Annotated in this window: 1 protein-coding gene; it reads left to right on the top strand. The window is 62.6% G+C overall.

From position 1 onward, the window contains the following. Nucleotides 1-82 precede the first annotated feature (82 nt). Entirely contained in the window at nucleotides 83-18,088 is an 18,006-nt protein-coding gene (locus tag M2433_RS03090; RefSeq protein WP_429075875.1) for an Ig-like domain-containing protein, read from the top strand. Nucleotides 18,089-18,218: the final 130 nt, after the last annotated feature.

Raw genomic sequence — 18,218 nt, 5'->3', positions numbered from 1 at the left:
TAATGGGTGATTTTCCCAGGGATAGCTACATCCATCTTGTGGACATATCCACAGGGATCCGTGCACCTGCAAGGAGAGAAATATGAGTAACGTAAAAGTTGTTGATGTCATCATTCGCAAAACGGCGGAGAAAACGAAATTAACCGGCGAGGGAAATCTGTCGGTGTCTATTTCCTCTCCAAGCGTGATTGAAATCCAGGGTTCGGCTCAGGATGTTGCGCGCTATGTCCGCCAGGGGAAAGACCTCCTCATTTATATGAAAGATGGCAGCGTAATTCGCTGCAATAACTATTTTGTTGAAGATCCAGAAACGCATAATCAGTCAGAGCTGGTATTCAACGACCGTCAGGAACTCACGCATATTTCTTTTGCCGATGCCGGGGAAGCGTCAGGCGCAGCGGTGACCGAGCTTACCGCACAGGCCACACCGATTAGCAGCATTGAACCTTTCCTCGAGCAGGGAAGTGTCTTAAGCGACGCGCCGTGGGGCTGGATAGCGGGCGCTGCGTTAGGCGGCGGTGCCATCGGGGCACTGCTGGCGCACGGTGGGGACGGCGAAACGAAAACTAAAGTCATTGATAATACCAAAGAAGTCGAAAGCGCCACGCCGACCTTCCTGCTGACGGACGGTGCGGGCGACAGGCAGGGCGTGCTGAGTGCAAACGCGGTCACGGACGATAACACCCCGACCTTTAGCGGAACCGGCCAGCCGGGCGCGACCATCCAGATCAAAGACAGCAGCGGAAGCACCATCGCCAGCGCGATGGTCGGTAAAGACGGCGCCTGGACGGTAAAATTACCGACCCAGACCGACGGAGAGCATACCTTGTCGGTAGTGCAGATCGACGGCAGTAAAACGACCTCTGCAGGCAGCATCACCGTGACGGTCTCGACCGCCGAAGCCGCGATTACGCTGGCGACCACGGCGGGGGATAACGTGCTTAACGCCAGCGAGCAATCCGCGGGCTTTACGCTCTCCGGCGCCAGTAAAAATCTGGCGCAGGGTACTGAACTGACCGTCACCCTGAACGGCAAATCCTATACGGCTGAAGTGGGTGCAAACGGCGCATGGAGCGTGAAGGTGCCTGCGGCAGACGCGCAGGCGCTGGCCGACGGCACCTGGACGGTCAACGTGAGCGGCAAAGACGCGGCAGGTAATATCGTGAGCGGTAGTCAGACGATTGGCGTCGATACCGTTGCGCCTGCGCTCTCCGTGAACGCAATCGCGCAGGACAATATCATTAACGCCGCTGAACATAATCAGCCGCTGACGATCAGCGGTAAAACCGATGCGGAAGCGGGCCAGATTGTGACGGTCACGCTGAACGGTAAAAATCACACGGCGACCGTGGCCAGCGACGGCACCTGGTCCGTCACGCTTCCTGCCGGTGAAGTACAGGCGATGGCTAACGGCGGACACACCCTGACGGTCAACGTCAGCGACAAAGCGGGCAACGGGTCATCCACGACTGCCGACTTCACCGTCGATACGACCGCTCCCGTTGTGACAATCAATACCGTCGCGGGTGACGACATTCTGAACACCAGCGAGCAGGGCCAGGCGCAGATTATTTCCGGCCAGGCGGCCGGTGCCGTCGCGGGCGATGTGGTTACCGTGACCGTTGGCGGCCAGACCTTTACCGGCGTGGTGCTGGCGGACGGCAGCTGGAGCGTGGGCGTGCCTGCGTCGGTGCTGGGCGCGCTGGGGGAAGGCAGCCACACCATTTCGGTTTCCGTGACCGACGCGGCGGGCAACACCGGTAGCGCCACGCACGGCATTACGCTGAGCGGCAACCCGCCGGAATTTACGATTGACGCCATCAGCCAGGATAACGTTCTGAATGCCCGGGAGGCGATGCAGCCCCTGAGCCTGACCGGCAGCAGCAGCCTGCCGGACGGCAGCGCCATCACCGTGACGCTTAACAACGTCAGCTATCAGGCCACCGTCGAAAACGGCATCTGGGCGGTGCAGGTACCGGTTTCCGACGTCCTGAACCTGGCGAACACGCTTTATACCGTCAGCGTCAGCGGAACCGACAGCGTCGGAAACAGCGGCTCAGCCGGGGCAACACTGCTGGTTGATACCGTTCTTCCCCAGGTGATTATCAATACCTTTGCGGGCGATAACCGGGTCAACAATGCCGAAGCAGGCGTGGATCAGACCCTCAGCGGTCGCGTTACCGGCGCGGCGGCGGGCGATACGGTGTCTATTTCAGTGGGCGGTAAGAGCTACACCGCCACGGTGGGTAACGATCTGACCTGGAGCGTGACCATACCGTCAGCCGATCTCAACGCGTTTGGCGACGGCGATCTGACCTTCACCGCGTCGGTGACCAACGGGCACGGCAACACCGGCACTGGCGAGCGTGATATCAATATCAACGCCGAGCTGCCGGGCCTGCGTGTCGACACCATTTCCGGCGATGACGTGATCAACGCCATCGAACAGCAGCAGGATCTGACCGTTACCGGCTCCAGCACTCATCTGGCGGCGGGCACGCAGGTTACCGTTACCATCAACGGCGTCGATTACGCCGCTGTGGTCAACGCCAGCGGCAGCTGGCAAATCGGCGTACCGGCCTCTGACCTGCAGGCCTGGACGGCGGGCGGGATGACGGTGAACGTCAGCGCGGTAGATGCCTGGGGCAATACCGTTGCGGCTGAACACCCGATCGAACTCGATCTGAACGCCGTGGCGGTCACCATTGATACCGTCTCCGGCGACGATCTGCTGAATGCGGCTGAAAAAGGCGCGGACTTAACCCTTTCCGGCCAGACGCAGGGCGTGGAAGCCGGGCAGACCGTGGTAGTAAAATTCGCCGACCAGACCTTTACCGCGCAGGTGCAGCAGGATGGTACCTGGAGCCTGAACGTGCCCGCCAGCGCCATGGAAACCCTGATCGACGGGCGTGCGCAGGTGAGCGTCAGCGTCACGAACGTCAACGGCAACAGCGCCGACGCGTCGCGCGTGGTGACGGTCGATACGCTTCCTCCGGTGATTACGCTCGATAATCTGACCGCCGACAACATCATCAACGCGGCTGAAGCGCAGCAGGATTTAGCGTTAAGCGGCAGCAGCACCGCGGAAGCCGGCCAGACGGTCACCGTGACGCTGAACGGCAAAACGTATCAGACCACGGTTCAGACGGACGGTACCTGGCAGCTGAGCGTACCGGCGGCGGACGTTGGTGCCCTTGCCGATGGCATCGTTACCGTGACCGCAACCGTGAGCGACGTGGCGGGCAACGCCAGCAGCGCCGACCGCGTCGCGCTGGTGGACGCGACCGTTCCGCAGGTGACCATTAACGACTTCGTCACCGATACCAACACCGTTAACCAGCTCGCCCATTCGCAGGCGCAGATCCTGAGCGGCTCCGTCACCGGTGCAGCAGCGGGTGATTTGGTCACCGTCACCGTTAACGGCGTGGATTACACCACCGTGGTGGATGCGGCGGGGAACTGGAGCCTTGGCCTGCCGGCGTCTGTGGTGCAGGGTCTGGCGGACGGCACCTGGACGATCGACGTCTCCGTGACCGACCGGTCCGGCAACACCGGAAGCAGTTCCCTGGATGTGGTGGTCAATACCGTGACGCCTGTCATCGGTATCAACACGCTGGCGGCGGACGACGTAATTAACGCGACCGAGAAGGGTGAAGATCTGCTGCTCTCCGGCACCAGCAACCAGCCGGAAGGCACGAGCATTACGGTGACCCTGAACGGCATTAATTACACGGCCACCGCTGACGCCAGCGGCAGCTGGAGCGTCACCGTACCGGCTTCGGCCGTAAGCGCGCTGGGAGAAGCCCATTACACCGTGACGGCGAGCGTCACGGATAACGTCGGCAACAGCGCGTCAACCTCACACGATGTGCTGGTTGACAGCTCGCTGCCGGTGGTGACGATTAATACGCTGGCGGGCGATAATATCGTCAACGCGGCGGAAGTGGCGGCAGGGCAAACCCTGAGCGGCAAGGTAGCTAACGCCGCTGCGGGCGATATCGTCACGATTATCCTCGGCGGCCAGACGTACACCGCTACCGTGCAGGACGATCTGACCTGGAGCCTGCCGTTAAGCGAGAGCCAGCTGACCGCGCTCGGCAACGGCGACCTGACCGTATCCGCCAGCGTGACCAACGCGCACGGCAATACCGGCTCGTCTTCTCTCGACTTCACCATTGACGCCCAGCTTCCGGGCCTGCGGATTGATACCGTGGCGGGCGATGACGTGATTAACGTCATCGAACACGCTCAGAACCTGATCGTGTCCGGCACCAGCACCGATCTGGCGGCGGGCAGCACCGTCACCGTCACTATTAACGGCAAGGATTATTCTGCCTCGGTACTGGCGGACGGCACCTGGCAGGCGGCCGTGCCTGCGGCAGACGTCTCGCAGTGGGCCGACGGCTCGCTGAACATCAGCGCCAGCGCGCAGGACGCCTCCGGCAACCCGGTCACTATCGGGACCGTCGTGGATGTCGATCTCGCGCCTGTCGCCATCAGCATCAGCAGCGTGACCGACGATAACGTGCTCAACGCGGCGGAAACGGGCCAGGATCTGGTGCTTTCCGGTACCACCTCGAACGTTGAAGCAGGTCAGACCGTGACCATCACCTTCGCGGGTAAAACCTACACCACCACGGTAGACGCCAACGGCGACTGGACCTGGACCGTTCCGGCAGCTGATTTAAGCGGCCTGAAGGACGGCGACGCCAGCGTGCAGGTGAGCGTCACCAACGTGAACGGCAACGCGGCGTCTTCCGCGCAGGAATTCAGCGTCGATATCTCCGCGCCGACGGTGACTATCAATACCATCAGTAGCGACAATATGCTGAATGCGGCAGAGGCGGCGCAGGACCTGACGCTGAGCGGTACGTCTACTGCCGAAGCCGGCCAGACGGTCACCGTGAGTTTCAACGGCAACACCTACACCGCGCAGGTGCAGGCGGACGGCAGCTGGACGCTCGACGTCCCTGCGGCAGACATGGCGGGCATCGCCGACGGTAATGCCTCCGTGACGGCAACGGTTGCCGATAAGGCGGGCAACCCGGCGAGCGCGAGCGCCTCGGTGCTGGTCGACACCACCGTACCGCAGATTACCTTTAACATCGTTGCGGGCGACGACGTCGTGAATATTGCCGAGCACGGCCAGGCGCTGATCGTTTCCGGTAAGGTCACGGGCGCGCAGGCAGGCGATGTCATTACCGTCACCCTGAACGGTAAAGACTACACCGCCATGCTGGATGCGTCCGGCAACTGGAGCGTGGGTGTGCCGGCAGCGGACGTGGGCGCGCTGGCAAACGGCGACCAGACGATTTCGGCGACCCTTACCGATAAAGCCGGCAACAGCACCACCGCCACGCATGAATTTGACGTCTCGCTGACCGCGCCGACGATCGCCATCAATACCCTGGCGGGTGATGACGTGATCAATGCGGTAGAGAAAGGCCAGGACCTGCTCCTCTCCGGCACCAGCAACCAGCCGGAAGGCACCACCATTACGGTGATCCTGAACGGCATCAGCTATACGGCCACCGCTGACGCCAGCGGCAGCTGGAGCCTCACCGTTCCGGCGGCAAACGTCTCGGCGCTGGGCGAAGCAAGCTACGTCGTGACGGCGAGCGTAACCGACGCTGCAGGCAACAGTGCGAGCACCGACCACAGCGTGTTGGTCGACAGCGCGCTGCCGCAGGTCACCATTAACCCTGTCGCCACCGACGACGTCATTAACGCGGCGGAAGTCGCATCCGGACAAACCCTGAGCGGCAACGTGAGCGGCGCGGCGAGCGGTGACACTGTCACTATTTCAGTCGGCGGCAATACCTATACCGCGACGGTTCAGGACGATCTGAGCTGGTCGGTGAACGTGCCGTCTACGGTTTTAACCGCCATCGGTAACGGCGATCTCACCGTAACGGCGAGCGTCACCAACGGCCACGGCAATACCGGCACCGGCGAGCGCGACATTACTATTGATGCCAACCTGCCGGGGCTGCGCGTGGATACCGTGGCGGGCGACGATGTGATCAACAGCATCGAACATACTCAAAACCTGATTATCACCGGCTCCAGCGACGGGCTGGCGAGCGGCTCGGCGCTGACGGTCACCGTCAACGGCAAAACCTACGCGGCAACCGTGCTGGCGGACGGGACATGGAGTGCAGCCATTCCGGCGGCTGACGTCAGTGCGCTGAATGCGGGCACGGTCACCGTGACCGTGGAAGGCCAGAGCGCGGCGGGCAATCCGGTTTCCATCGGCCACGACGTGAAGGTGGATCTGGCGACCGTTGCCATAAGCATCAACGCCATCGCCACCGACGACGTAATCAACGCGGCCGAGAAAGGCGCGGACCTGGTGCTGTCCGGCACAACCACTAACGTGGAAGAAAACCAGACGGTTCACATTACCTTCGGCGGCAAGTCGTACACCGCGACGGTGGATGCCAGCGGCCACTGGACCGCAACCGTGCCATCTGCGGATCTGGCGGGCCTGAAAGACGGCGACGCCAGCGTGCAGGTGAGCGTCACTAACGTGAACGGCAACGGCGCCTCAGCAGGGCGCGAATATAGCGTGGATGCAACCGCGCCAGCGGTATCCATTGATATCGTCAGCGACAACAACATCATCAATGCGGCCGAAGCGCAGCAGGATCTGGTCGTTAACGGCGTGACTAACGCCGAAGCGGGCCAGACCGTTACCGTGACGCTGAACGGCGAGACTTACACCACCGCCGTGCAGGCAAACGGCAGCTGGAGCGTCACCGTGCCGTCTGCGGATCTCGGCGCGATTGCCGACGGCAACTACACCATCAGCGCCGCCGTGTCTGATAAGGCGGGCAACCCGGCCTCAGCGGATCGTGACGTGCTGGTCGATACCACCGTCCCGCAGCTGACCATTAACACCGTTTCCGACGACGACGTGATCAACAGCGCCGAGCATGTTCAGGCCCTGATTGTCACCGGTTCCGTGACCGACGCGGCGGCGGGCGACGTGGTCACCGTTACCCTCAACGGCAAATCCTACACCGCCACCCTGGACGCGTCCGGCAACTGGAGCGTGGGCGTGCCTGCGGCGGACGTCACCGCGCTGGCCGCCGGGGATTACACCATTACCGCGGCGCTGACCGATAAAGCGGGCAACAGCAACAGCGCCACGCACGGCGTGGAGGTGAACCTGACCGCGCCGGTGCTGACCATTGACACCGTTTCCGGCGACGACGTGATCAACAGCACCGAGAAAATCCAGGATCTGACGATCTCCGGTACGGCTTCCGGCCTGGCGGCAGGCGCGGTGGTTACCGTGATGCTGAACGGCAAAGCGTACAGCGCGATGGTCGATAGCAACGGGAAATGGACCACCACCGTTCCGGCGGACCAGGTGGGACAACTGGGTGAAGCGTTGTACACCGTTACCGCATCGGCAACGGACAGCGTCGGCAACACTACCAGCACGTCACACACCGTGAACGTGGAATCCGTTCTGCCGGGGGTAATCGTCAACACCATTGCAGGTGACGACGTCATCAACGCCGCCGAGCTGGCAGCCGGCCAGACCATCAGCGGTAAGGTGGTGAATGCCGAAGCGGGCAACACCGTGACCGTGACCATTGGCGGTAACAGCTACACCGCAACGGTGCAAAGCGATCTCAGCTGGTCCGTTAACGTGCCGTCTGACGTCCTGACCGCGCTGGGTAACGGTAATTTGACCGTGACCGCCAGCGTCACCAACGGCGCGGGCAACAGCGGCACCGGCGAGCGCGAAATCGTTATAGACGCGAACCTGCCGGGCCTGCGCGTGGATACCGTGGCGGGCGATGACGTGATCAACAGCATCGAACACGGGCAGAATCTGATCGTTACCGGCTCCAGCGATGGCCTGGCCGCAGGCACCGCGCTGACCGTGACCGTGAACGGCAAAACCTATGCGGCTACCGTACTGGCAGACGGCACCTGGAGCGCCGCGATCCCGTCGGCAGACGTGAGTGCTCTCGCAGCAGGCACGATCACCGTCACCGTTGTCGGCCAGAGCAGCGCCGGTAACCCGGTATCCATCAGCCACGATGTGACTGTCGACCTGACGAACGTCGCCATTAGCATTGACGCGATTGCGTCAGACGACGTGATCAACGCGGCCGAGAAGGGCGCGGATCTGGTGCTCTCCGGCACCACTTCGAACGTGGAAGAAAACCAGACCGTCACCATCACCTTCGGCGGCAAGAATTACACCGCCACGGTCGGTGCCGACGGTAAATGGACTGCCACGGTGCCAGCGGCCGATCTGGCGGGCCTGAAGGACGGCGACGCCAGCGTGCAGGTCAGCGTGACCAACGTCAACGGCAACAGCGCGTCCGCGGGCCGCGAGTACAGCGTGGATGCGACCGCGCCGTCCGTGACCATCAATACGATTGCCGCTGACGATGTCCTGAACGCGACAGAAGCGCAGTCCGATCTGACCGTCTCCGGCACCAGCACCGCCGAAGCGGGCCAGACGGTGACCGTCTCGCTGAACGGCAAAGACTATACCGCCACGGTAAGCGCTGACGGCAACTGGACGCTGGACGTTCCGGCTGCCGATCTTGCGGGTCTGACCGACGGTAGCGTGACGGTGACGGCCTCCGTGAGCGATAAAGCGGGTAACCCGGCGTCCGTTAACCACAACCTGACGGTGGACGTGACCGTTCCTGCGGTGACCATCAACGCCGTGGCGGACGATGACGTCATTAACGTGGCGGAACACGGTCAGGCGCAGATTATCAGCGGTACCGCCACCGGCGCGGCGGCGGGCGATAAGGTTACCGTCACGATTGGTGGCCAGACTTACACCACCGTGCTTGACGCGGCGGGCAACTGGAGCGTGGGCGTACCGGCGAGCGTGATTTCCGGCCTCAGCGACGGCACCGTGACCGTGACAGCATCAGTCACCGACGCGGCGGGCAACACCGGTACCGGCAGCCATGATGTGACCGTCGATACCGGCCTGCCATCGGTAGCCTTCAACGCCATCAGCGATGACAACGTCCTGAACGCGGTGGAAAAGGGTCAGGATCTGAGCGTCAGCGGCACCAGCGCCAACCTCGCGGAGGGCACCGTGGTGACCGTAACCCTGAACGGTAAAAACTACACCGCGTCGACGGCGGCGGACGGCACCTGGAGCCTGACCGTTCCGGCCGGGGATCTGGCCGGTCTCGGTCAGGCCAGCTACACCCTTAACGCGACCGCCACCAACGGCGTGGGCAATAGCGTCAGCAACACCGCGAACCTGCTGGTGGACACCGCGCTGCCAACCGTCACCATCAATACCGTGGCGGGCGACAACGTCATCAACGCGGCGGAAGTGGCGGCAGGCCAGATCCTGAGCGGCACCGTGGCGAATGCCGAAGCGGGCAATACCGTCACCGTCACCATTGGCGGCAACAGCTACACCGCAACGGTGCAGAACGATCTGACCTGGTCCGTGAACGTGCCGTCTGACGTGCTGACCGCGCTGGGCAACGGCAGCCTGAGCGTGACGGCGACCGTGACCAACGGCCACGGCAACACCGGCACCGGCGAGCGCGAGATCGCTATCGACGCTAACCTGCCGGGCCTGCGCGTGGATACCGTGGCGGGCGACAATGTCGTCAACAGCATCGAGCACGCGCAGAATCTGATCGTCACCGGCTCCAGCGACGGGCTGGCGCCGGGCACGATGCTGACCGTCACCGTCAACGGTAAAGACTATGCAGCGACGGTGCTGGCGGACGGCACCTGGAGCGCGGCGATCCCGTCCACCGACGTGAGCGCGTGGCCGGAAGGCACCGTCAAAATCAGCGTTACCGGCGACAGTTCAGCGGGTAACCCGATTACCATCAGCCACGATGTGACGGTGGATCTGGCGACCGTTGCCATCAGCATCAATGCCATCGCCACCGACGACGTGATTAACGCGGCGGAGAAGGGCGCGGATCTGGTGCTGTCCGGTGCGACCACCAACGTGGAAGCCGGCCAAACCGTGACCATCAGCCTGAACGGCAAAATCTATTCCGCGACAGTAGACGACAGCGGCAACTGGACCTGGACCGTGCCGTCAGCGGATCTGGCTGGCCTGAAGGACGGCGACGCCAGCGTGCAGGTGAGCGTCACCAACGTGAACGGCAACAGCGCCTCGGCGGGGCGCGAGTACAGCGTGGATGCGACCGCGCCGTCCGTGACCATCAACACCCTGGCGACCGACGATATTCTGAACGCCGCTGAAGCGCAGTCCGATCTGACCGTGTCCGGCACCACCACCGCCGAAGCGGGCCAGACCGTGAGCGTGACGCTGAACGGCAAAGACTACACCACAACCGCAGGCGCGGACGGCAGCTGGACGCTGAGCGTTCCGGCGGCGGATCTGGCGGCGCTCGGCGACGGCAGCGTGACCGTGACGGCCTCCGTCAGCGATAAAGCCGGCAACCCGGCGTCCATTGACCACAACCTGACGGTGGACGTGACCGTGCCTGCGGTGACCATCAACGCCGTGGCGGGCGATGACGTCATTAACGTCACCGAGCACGCTCAGGCGCAAATCATCAGCGGCACCGCTACCGGCGCGGCAGCGGGCGATAAGGTCACCGTCACCATCGGCGGCCAGACTTACACCACCGTGCTGGACGCGGCGGGCAACTGGAGCGTGGGCGTACCGGCGAGCGTGATTTCCGGCCTCAGCGACGGCACCGTGACCGTCACGGCGTCCGTCACCGACGCGGCGGGCAATACCGGTACCGGCAGCCATAACGTGACCGTCGATACCGGCCTGCCGTCCGTAGCTTTCAACACCATCAGCGGCGATAACGTGCTGAACGCGGTGGAAAAAGGTCAGGACCTGAGCGTGAGCGGCACCAGCGCCAACCTCGCGGAAGGCACCGTGGTGACCGTGACCCTCAACGGCAAAAACTACACGGCGACGACCGCAGCAGATGGCACCTGGAGCCTGACCGTTCCGGCAGCGGATCTGGCGGGTCTGGGCGAAGCGAACTATACCCTGAGCGCCGCCGCGACCAACGACGTGGGCAACAGCGTGAATAACACCGCGAACCTGCAGGTAGACACCGCGCTGCCGACCGTCACCATCAACACCGTGGCGGGCGACAACGTCATCAACGCGGCGGAAGTGGCCGCGGGCCAGACCCTCAGCGGCAAGGTAGCAAACGCGGAAGCGGGGAATACCGTCACCGTCACCCTCGGTGGCAACAGCTACACGGCCACCGTTCAGGATGATCTGACCTGGTCCGTGAGCGTGCCGGAATCGGTCCTGACGGCGCTGGGCAATGGCGACCTGACGGTATCTGCGACGGTGACCAACGGCCACGGCAACACGGGAACGGGCGAGCGCGAAATCGCTATAGACGCCAGCCTGCCGGGCCTGCGTATTGATACCGTGGCGGGAGATGACGTGATCAACAGCATCGAACATAATCAAAACCTGATTATCACCGGCTCCAGCGACGGGCTGGCGGTGGGCACCACGCTTGCCGTGACCGTCAACGGCAAAACCTATGCGGCCTCCGTGCTGGCTGACGGCACATGGAGCGCGGCGATCCCGGCGGCAGACGTCGGGAACCTGGCAGCAGGTACGGTCACCGTGACCGTTGCAGGCCAGAGCAGCGCGGGCAACCCGGTCTCCATCAGCCACGATGTCACCGTGGATCTGGCGGCGGTGGCTATTAGCATCGATGCGATTGCCACCGACGACGTGATCAACGCGGCGGAGAAAGGCGCGGATTTGGTGCTGTCAGGCAGCACCTCGAACGTGGAGGAAAATCAGAACGTCACCATCACCTTCGCCGGGAAGACCTATACCGCGAAAGTGGATGCTGACGGTAACTGGACCGCAACCGTACCTTCTGCGGATCTGGCGGGTCTGAAAGACGGCGATGCCAGCGTTCAGGTGAACGTGACCAACGTCAACGGCAACAGCGCCTCGGCGGGCCGCGAGTACAGCGTGGACGCTACTGCGCCAGCCGTAACCATTGATACGGTCGCAGGCGACAACGTGATCAACGCCAGCGAGGCGTCCGCAGGCGTGGCCCTCTCCGGCACCACCACGGCAGAAGTCGGGCAGACGGTGACCGTGACGCTGGGCGGTAAGAGCTATACCGCGCAGGTGCAGCAGGGTGGCATCTGGAGCGTCAATGTTCCTGGCACCGATCTGTCTGCCCTGGCGGATAACGGCTACACCGTACAGGTCAGCGTGAGCGATGCCGCGGGTAACCCGGGCAGCGCGGACAAAGCCATTACGCTTGATACCACGCCGCCGACCGTCAGCTTTAACGTCGTGGCGGGCGATAACGTCATCAACAGCGTGGAGCACGAGCAGGCGCAGATTGTCAGCGGCACCGCAATCGGCGCGAACGTCGGCGATAAGGTGGTTATCACCATCGGTTCGAACCAGTACACCACTACCGTTGACGCCAGCGGTAAGTGGATCGTGGGTGTCCCGGCCAGCGTGATTTCCGCCCTGACCGATGGCACCGTGACCCTCAGCGCGACCATCACCGACAGCGCGGGCAACAGCAGCACCCAGACCCACGATGTCCTTGTGAACACCGCCTCCGTGGCGCTGACGGTTAACACCCTTAGCGACGATGACGTCATCAACGCGGCAGAGGCGGGCGCCTCGCTGGTGATTAACGGCTCCAGCGCGCAGTTCGCCAGCGGCACGCAGGTCACCGTCACCCTGAACGGTAAAAGCTACACGGCCACCATTCAGAGCGACGGCTCATGGACCACAACCGTTCCGGCCGCCGATGTGGGCGCGCTGGCCGACGGCGCGAGCTATCAGGTGTCCGTGTCGGCGCAGGACAGCGCGGGCAACAGCGCCTCGGCAACGCATACCATCAGCGTGGATACCACTTCGCCGGTGGTAAGCATTGCCACGCTGTCCGGCGACGACGTTCTGAACGCGGCGGAAGCGCAGCAGCCGCTCACCGTACACGGCTCCTCCAGCGCGGAAGCGGGTCAGACCGTCACCGTGACGCTGGGCGGCAAAACCTACACTGCGGTCGTGGCAAAAGACGGCACCTGGACGCTCGACGTTCCTGCCGCCGACCTGGCGGCCCTGAGTCAGGGCGCGCTGACGGTCACCGCGTCGGTGAACGACAAAGCGGGTAATAACGGTCAAACCACGCATACCTTAACGGTAGATACCGTCGCGCCAACCGTGACCATCAGTACCGTGGCCGATGACGATATCGTCAACAACGCGGAGCAGCTGGCGGGCCAGGCAATCCGTGGCACCACCACGGCGGAACAGGGCCAGACGGTGACCGTTTCCTTCAACGGGCACAGCTATCAGGCGACCGTCGGGGCGGACGGATCCTGGTCGGTCTTCGTGCCGGGCCGTGATTTCCTCGGCCTGAGCGACGGGGATTACACCATTACGGCTACGGTGAGCGATAAGGCGGGTAACCCGGGCAGCGCAACGCACGACGTGACGCTGAACGGCGATGTCCCAACCCTCACCATTAACACCTTTGCGCAGGACGATATCGTCAACGCGGCCGAGCACGGCACGCCGCTGACTGTCAGCGGCACCACCGACGCCCCGGCGGGCCAGACGGTGACCATTACGCTGAACGGTAAAACCTATACGGCGACCGTGCAGAATGACGGCACCTGGCGCTATACGGTCGGCAGCGCAGACGTGACCGCGCTGGCGGACGGCGGTTCGTACGTGATTAACGCGCAGGTCAGCAATACCATCGGCAACAGCGCCAGCGATAACCACACCGTGACCGTGGATCTCACCGCGCCGTCGATGGGAATTACGATTGATTCGCTGCAAAACGACACCGGCCTGAGCGCGAGTGATTTCATCACCAACGACGGCCACGTTGTGGTCAACGGCTCCCTGACCGCGCAGCTCGGCAATAACGAGAAGGCGCAGATCAGCCTCGACGGCGGTACCACCTGGATTGACCTGACGGTGACCGGCACCACCTGGCGCTACACCGATGGCCGCACCCTGACCGACGGTACGTACCAGTACCAGGTGCGCGTGATCGATAACGCCGGGAACGTGGGGGCCACCGACAGTCAGGACGTGGTGATTGACCTGACGAAGCCTGCGGCGACGACGATTACGGTCGATTCCATCACCCAGGATACCGGCCTGTCCGGCAGCGACTTTATCACCAGCGACAACCAGATCAGCCTGAAAGGGACGCTCGGCGCGGCGCTCGGCAGCAGCGACCACGCGCAGATCAGCCTCGACGGTGGCGTGACCTGGACCGACGTCAGCGTCAGCGGCCTGAGCTGGACGTACGTCGACGGCCGTACGCTGGCCGACGGGGATTACAACTACCAGCTGCGCGTGATTGACGACGCGGGCAATATCAGCGCCACCGCCAGCCAGGTGGTGACCATTGATACGGTTGCACCTTACGCCAGCAAAACGATCGCCATCGACAGCATCAGTGACGATACCGGCCTGAGCAGCAGCGACTTTATCACCAACGATACGTCCCTGACGCTGCACGGCTCGCTCGGCGCGACGCTGGCCGACGGGGAATACGCACAGATCAGCATCGACGGCGGCGTGACCTGGCAGAACGTCATCGTCACCGGCAACAGCTGGTACTACGTGGACGGCCGCACGCTGGGTAACCAGACCTATGACTACTACGTTCGCGTGGTGGATGCCGCCGGTAACGTGGGCGCCAGCGCTCATCAGCAGGTGACCGTCGATACGGTCGCCCCGGATGCGGCGATTACGGTGACCGTGGATAACATCACCGTGGATACCGGCTTCGACAATAACGACTTCCTGACCAGTTCGACCTCGTACACGCTGCACGGAACGCTCGGCGCAGAACTCGGCGCAGGTGAATACGTTCAGGTGAGCATGGACGGTGGCAGCACCTGGGTTTACGCCACCGTAAGCGGTACGCAGTGGAGCTACAGCGACACGCGTACGCTGACCGACGGCAGCCATAACTATCAGGTGCGGGTCGTTGACCAGGCGGGGAACGTCGGGGCCACCACCGCGCAGGCGGTGACGGTGGATACCCAGTCGCCGCAGTACGGCGTTACCATCGACAGCATCAGCGACGATACCGGCCAGTCCGGCAGTGATTTCATCACCATGGACACCACGCTGACCATCAACGGTTCGCTGGGCAGCGTGCTGGCAAGCGACGAGCGCGTACAGATCAGCCTGGACGGCGGGAATACCTGGCTCGATACCACGGTCACCAACCAGCGCTGGAGCTACACCGATACCCGCGATCTGCCTGACGGAGACTACACCTACCAGGTGCGGATTATCGACCAGGCGGGCAACGTCGGCTCCACCGCCTCTCAGGTGGTGACGGTGGACACCACGCCGCCAACCACCGTAGGCACGGTAGTGAGCTATACCGACGGTGAAGGCGAGCGTCAGGGGACCTTTGGCAGTACGGTGGCAACGGACGATAACTCGCCGCTGATCAACGGCACGCTTAACCGCGCCCCGGACGACGGTGAAATTGTGCAGCTCTATCGTGACGGCGTCCTGCTCGGTCAGGTGACCATGAACGGCAGCGCAAGCTGGTCATTCCAGGACAACGGCCTGAGCGACGGCAACCACACCTACATCGTGCGCGTCACCGACAGGGCCGGTAACTACACGGAGTCGGACGGGTTTGTGCTGAACGTCGATACCAGCATCCCGACCACCACGGCGGCGATTGCCGCGCAGACCACGTCGGATACCACGCCGATTGTCAGCGGTACCGTCTCCGCTGACCTGGTGAACGGTGAATACCTGGTGGTAACGGTGAACGGAAAGACCTACACCTCCCAGACCGGCGGCGCGGTGGTAGTCGACCCGGATCACAACACCTGGTATCTGCAGATCCCGGACGGCGATGCGCTGAGCGTGTCGAGCTACAGCGTGACGGCGCAGGTGAAGAGCAGCGCGGGTAACGGCAATACCACCGGTACGGCGACAGGCAGCCTGGTGATTGACACCACCTCGGTGAATACCGACTGGGCGACCACGGCAGGGAACAGCAACAACTCCACCATGACCCTCGGCATGAACAGCAGCGGCCTGTGGAATATCATTGCTAACGGACAGTCTTACTCCAGCAGTGATAGCTCGACCTATGCCGGCAATACGCTCACCAACACCCGCGGCTACTACGTGGTGAGCCAGACCGCCGCCGACTTTGACCGTAACGGCACGCAGGATATCTTCGCGACCGAGAACACCTACGCAGGTTCAACGCAGGTCATGTGGACCTACGATGGCAGCACCTATAACGCCAGCCAGCTGGCGATGGGGACCACCATCTGGTACGGCGGCGTGATTGCCTACGATAAAACCGGGGATGGCTATCTGGACCTGGCGTACGGCGATGCCGGTATGGATTCCCTGACCTACCTGGTGAACAACAACGGCGTCCTCTCGCCGGACGGTACGGGCGGGGAAGGCGGCTTCTACGGCCAGTTTGACTCCGGGCGTGAAATCTCCGGCGTCGATCTGAACAACGACGGCACCGTGGATATTGTGCAGCACACCAACCGCAGCGGCGCGTACTCGCTGACCGTGATCAACAATAACGGCAACGGCACGCTGTCCATCGGCCAGAACCTGACCAACGTGTTTGTAGGGAACGCCTCGAATACCACCACGGCGGCGTCCATGACGTGGGCGGACTTCAACGGTGATGGCTACATGGATCTGTACCTGGGCAGCAGCTACAACAACAACGGCGGGGTGATCTACTACAACGACGGTACCGGAAAGCTCTCAGCCACCAAGAGCGCGGTGGAGGCCTCTAACGCTACGGCGGGTTATCTGTCGGTGGCGGTGGACTGGAACGGCGACGGGCAGATGGACATCGTCAAGCTCAGTTCCTACGGCGGCTCACAGACGGCAACCCTGTTCACCAACAACGGTTTCGGTTCCACCTGGACCTCAAGCCAGCTGGCTTCTGGCCTGGCGAACGTCACCGGCGTGGCGGCAGTGGACTACAACTGGGACGGCGCGCAGGATCTGCTGGTATCGCAGCAGAACGGCAAGGTGGTGCTGGTGCAAAACAGCAAAACCATTGCTGACGGCACCGCGATGCATCTGCACATTGTCGACAGCGAGGGCATCAACGCCTACTACGGCAACACGGTCAATCTGTATAACGCCGCGGGCGTGCTGGTGGCGTCGCAGATCATCAACGCCCAGTCCGGTATCGGGTCGAACGATACTTCCGCCCTGGTGAGCTTCTACGGTCTGGAGCCGAACGAAACCTATTCGGCAGAGATTGTGAAAATCACCAACGGCGTGTCGGATAACGTCACCTGGAGCGGTCTGGAAGCGGGTAACGGCAAAGAGGGCTACGTCTTGACGGCCGAGGCAGCCACCGGCGGCCACAGCGGGACTATCACCGGCACCGGGTATAACGACACCTTTATCGCAGAGGACGGCACCTATACCTATAACGGTTCCGGCGGCTGGAATACCCATTCCGACTACGACACCTGGAGCAACACCGGCGGCATGGACGTGGTGGATTACCGCAATGCGACCTCCGGCGTGACCGTTGACCTGCGCCTCTCTACCGCGCAGGACACCGGGTTCGGGACGTCACGACTGCTCAACATTGAGGGAATTAACGGCTCGAACTTCGACGACGTCATTACCGGCAACAGCGGTGATAACCGGTTCGAAGGCCGCGGCGGGAACGACACCTTCAACATCGGCAGCGGCGGTCACGATACGTTGCTCTACAAGCTGATCAACGCGACGGATGCGACGGGCGGTAACGGTCACGACGTGGTGAACGGCTTTACGGTCGGCACCTGGGAAGGGACGGCGGACACGGATCGTATCGACCTGCGCGATCTGCTCTCCGGCAGCGGCTATACCGGCACGGGCTCGGCGAGCTACGTGAACGGCGTGGCCACGCTGGACAGCAGCGCGGGCAATATCAGCGACTACATCCGCGTGGTGCAGAACGGCAGCAACACCGAAATCCAGGTGGATCTGGACGGTACCGGCGGCCAGTTCTCGCCAACCGCCCTGGTGACGCTGAACGGTGTGCAGACGGATCTGGCGACGCTGCTGGCAAATCATCAGCTGTTAATTGCGTAAAACAACGCCGCGGGGAGCGATCCCCGCGGCCTTTTGCGTTTCTTTACACGAATAGCCATAACCCTATATTTCACAAGATTATTTTGCGGGCTCGTTTATAAAGTGTTCGATTTTTAATCATCCCGTGAAG

Origin of the sequence: Enterobacter sp. AC1 (genome assembly GCF_050434705.1) — a bacterium.
GTDB lineage: Bacteria > Pseudomonadota > Gammaproteobacteria > Enterobacterales > Enterobacteriaceae > Enterobacter > Enterobacter cloacae_L.
The sequence above is the reverse complement of the archived record's forward strand: the minus strand, read 5'-3'. Positions and strand labels throughout refer to the sequence as shown.

What these genes read in the sequence shown, in the direction of transcription:
- M2433_RS03090 (WP_429075875.1), top strand. Translation starts at nt 83, where the DNA reads ATGAGTAACGTAAAAGTTGTTGATGTCATCATTCGCAAAACGGCGGAG.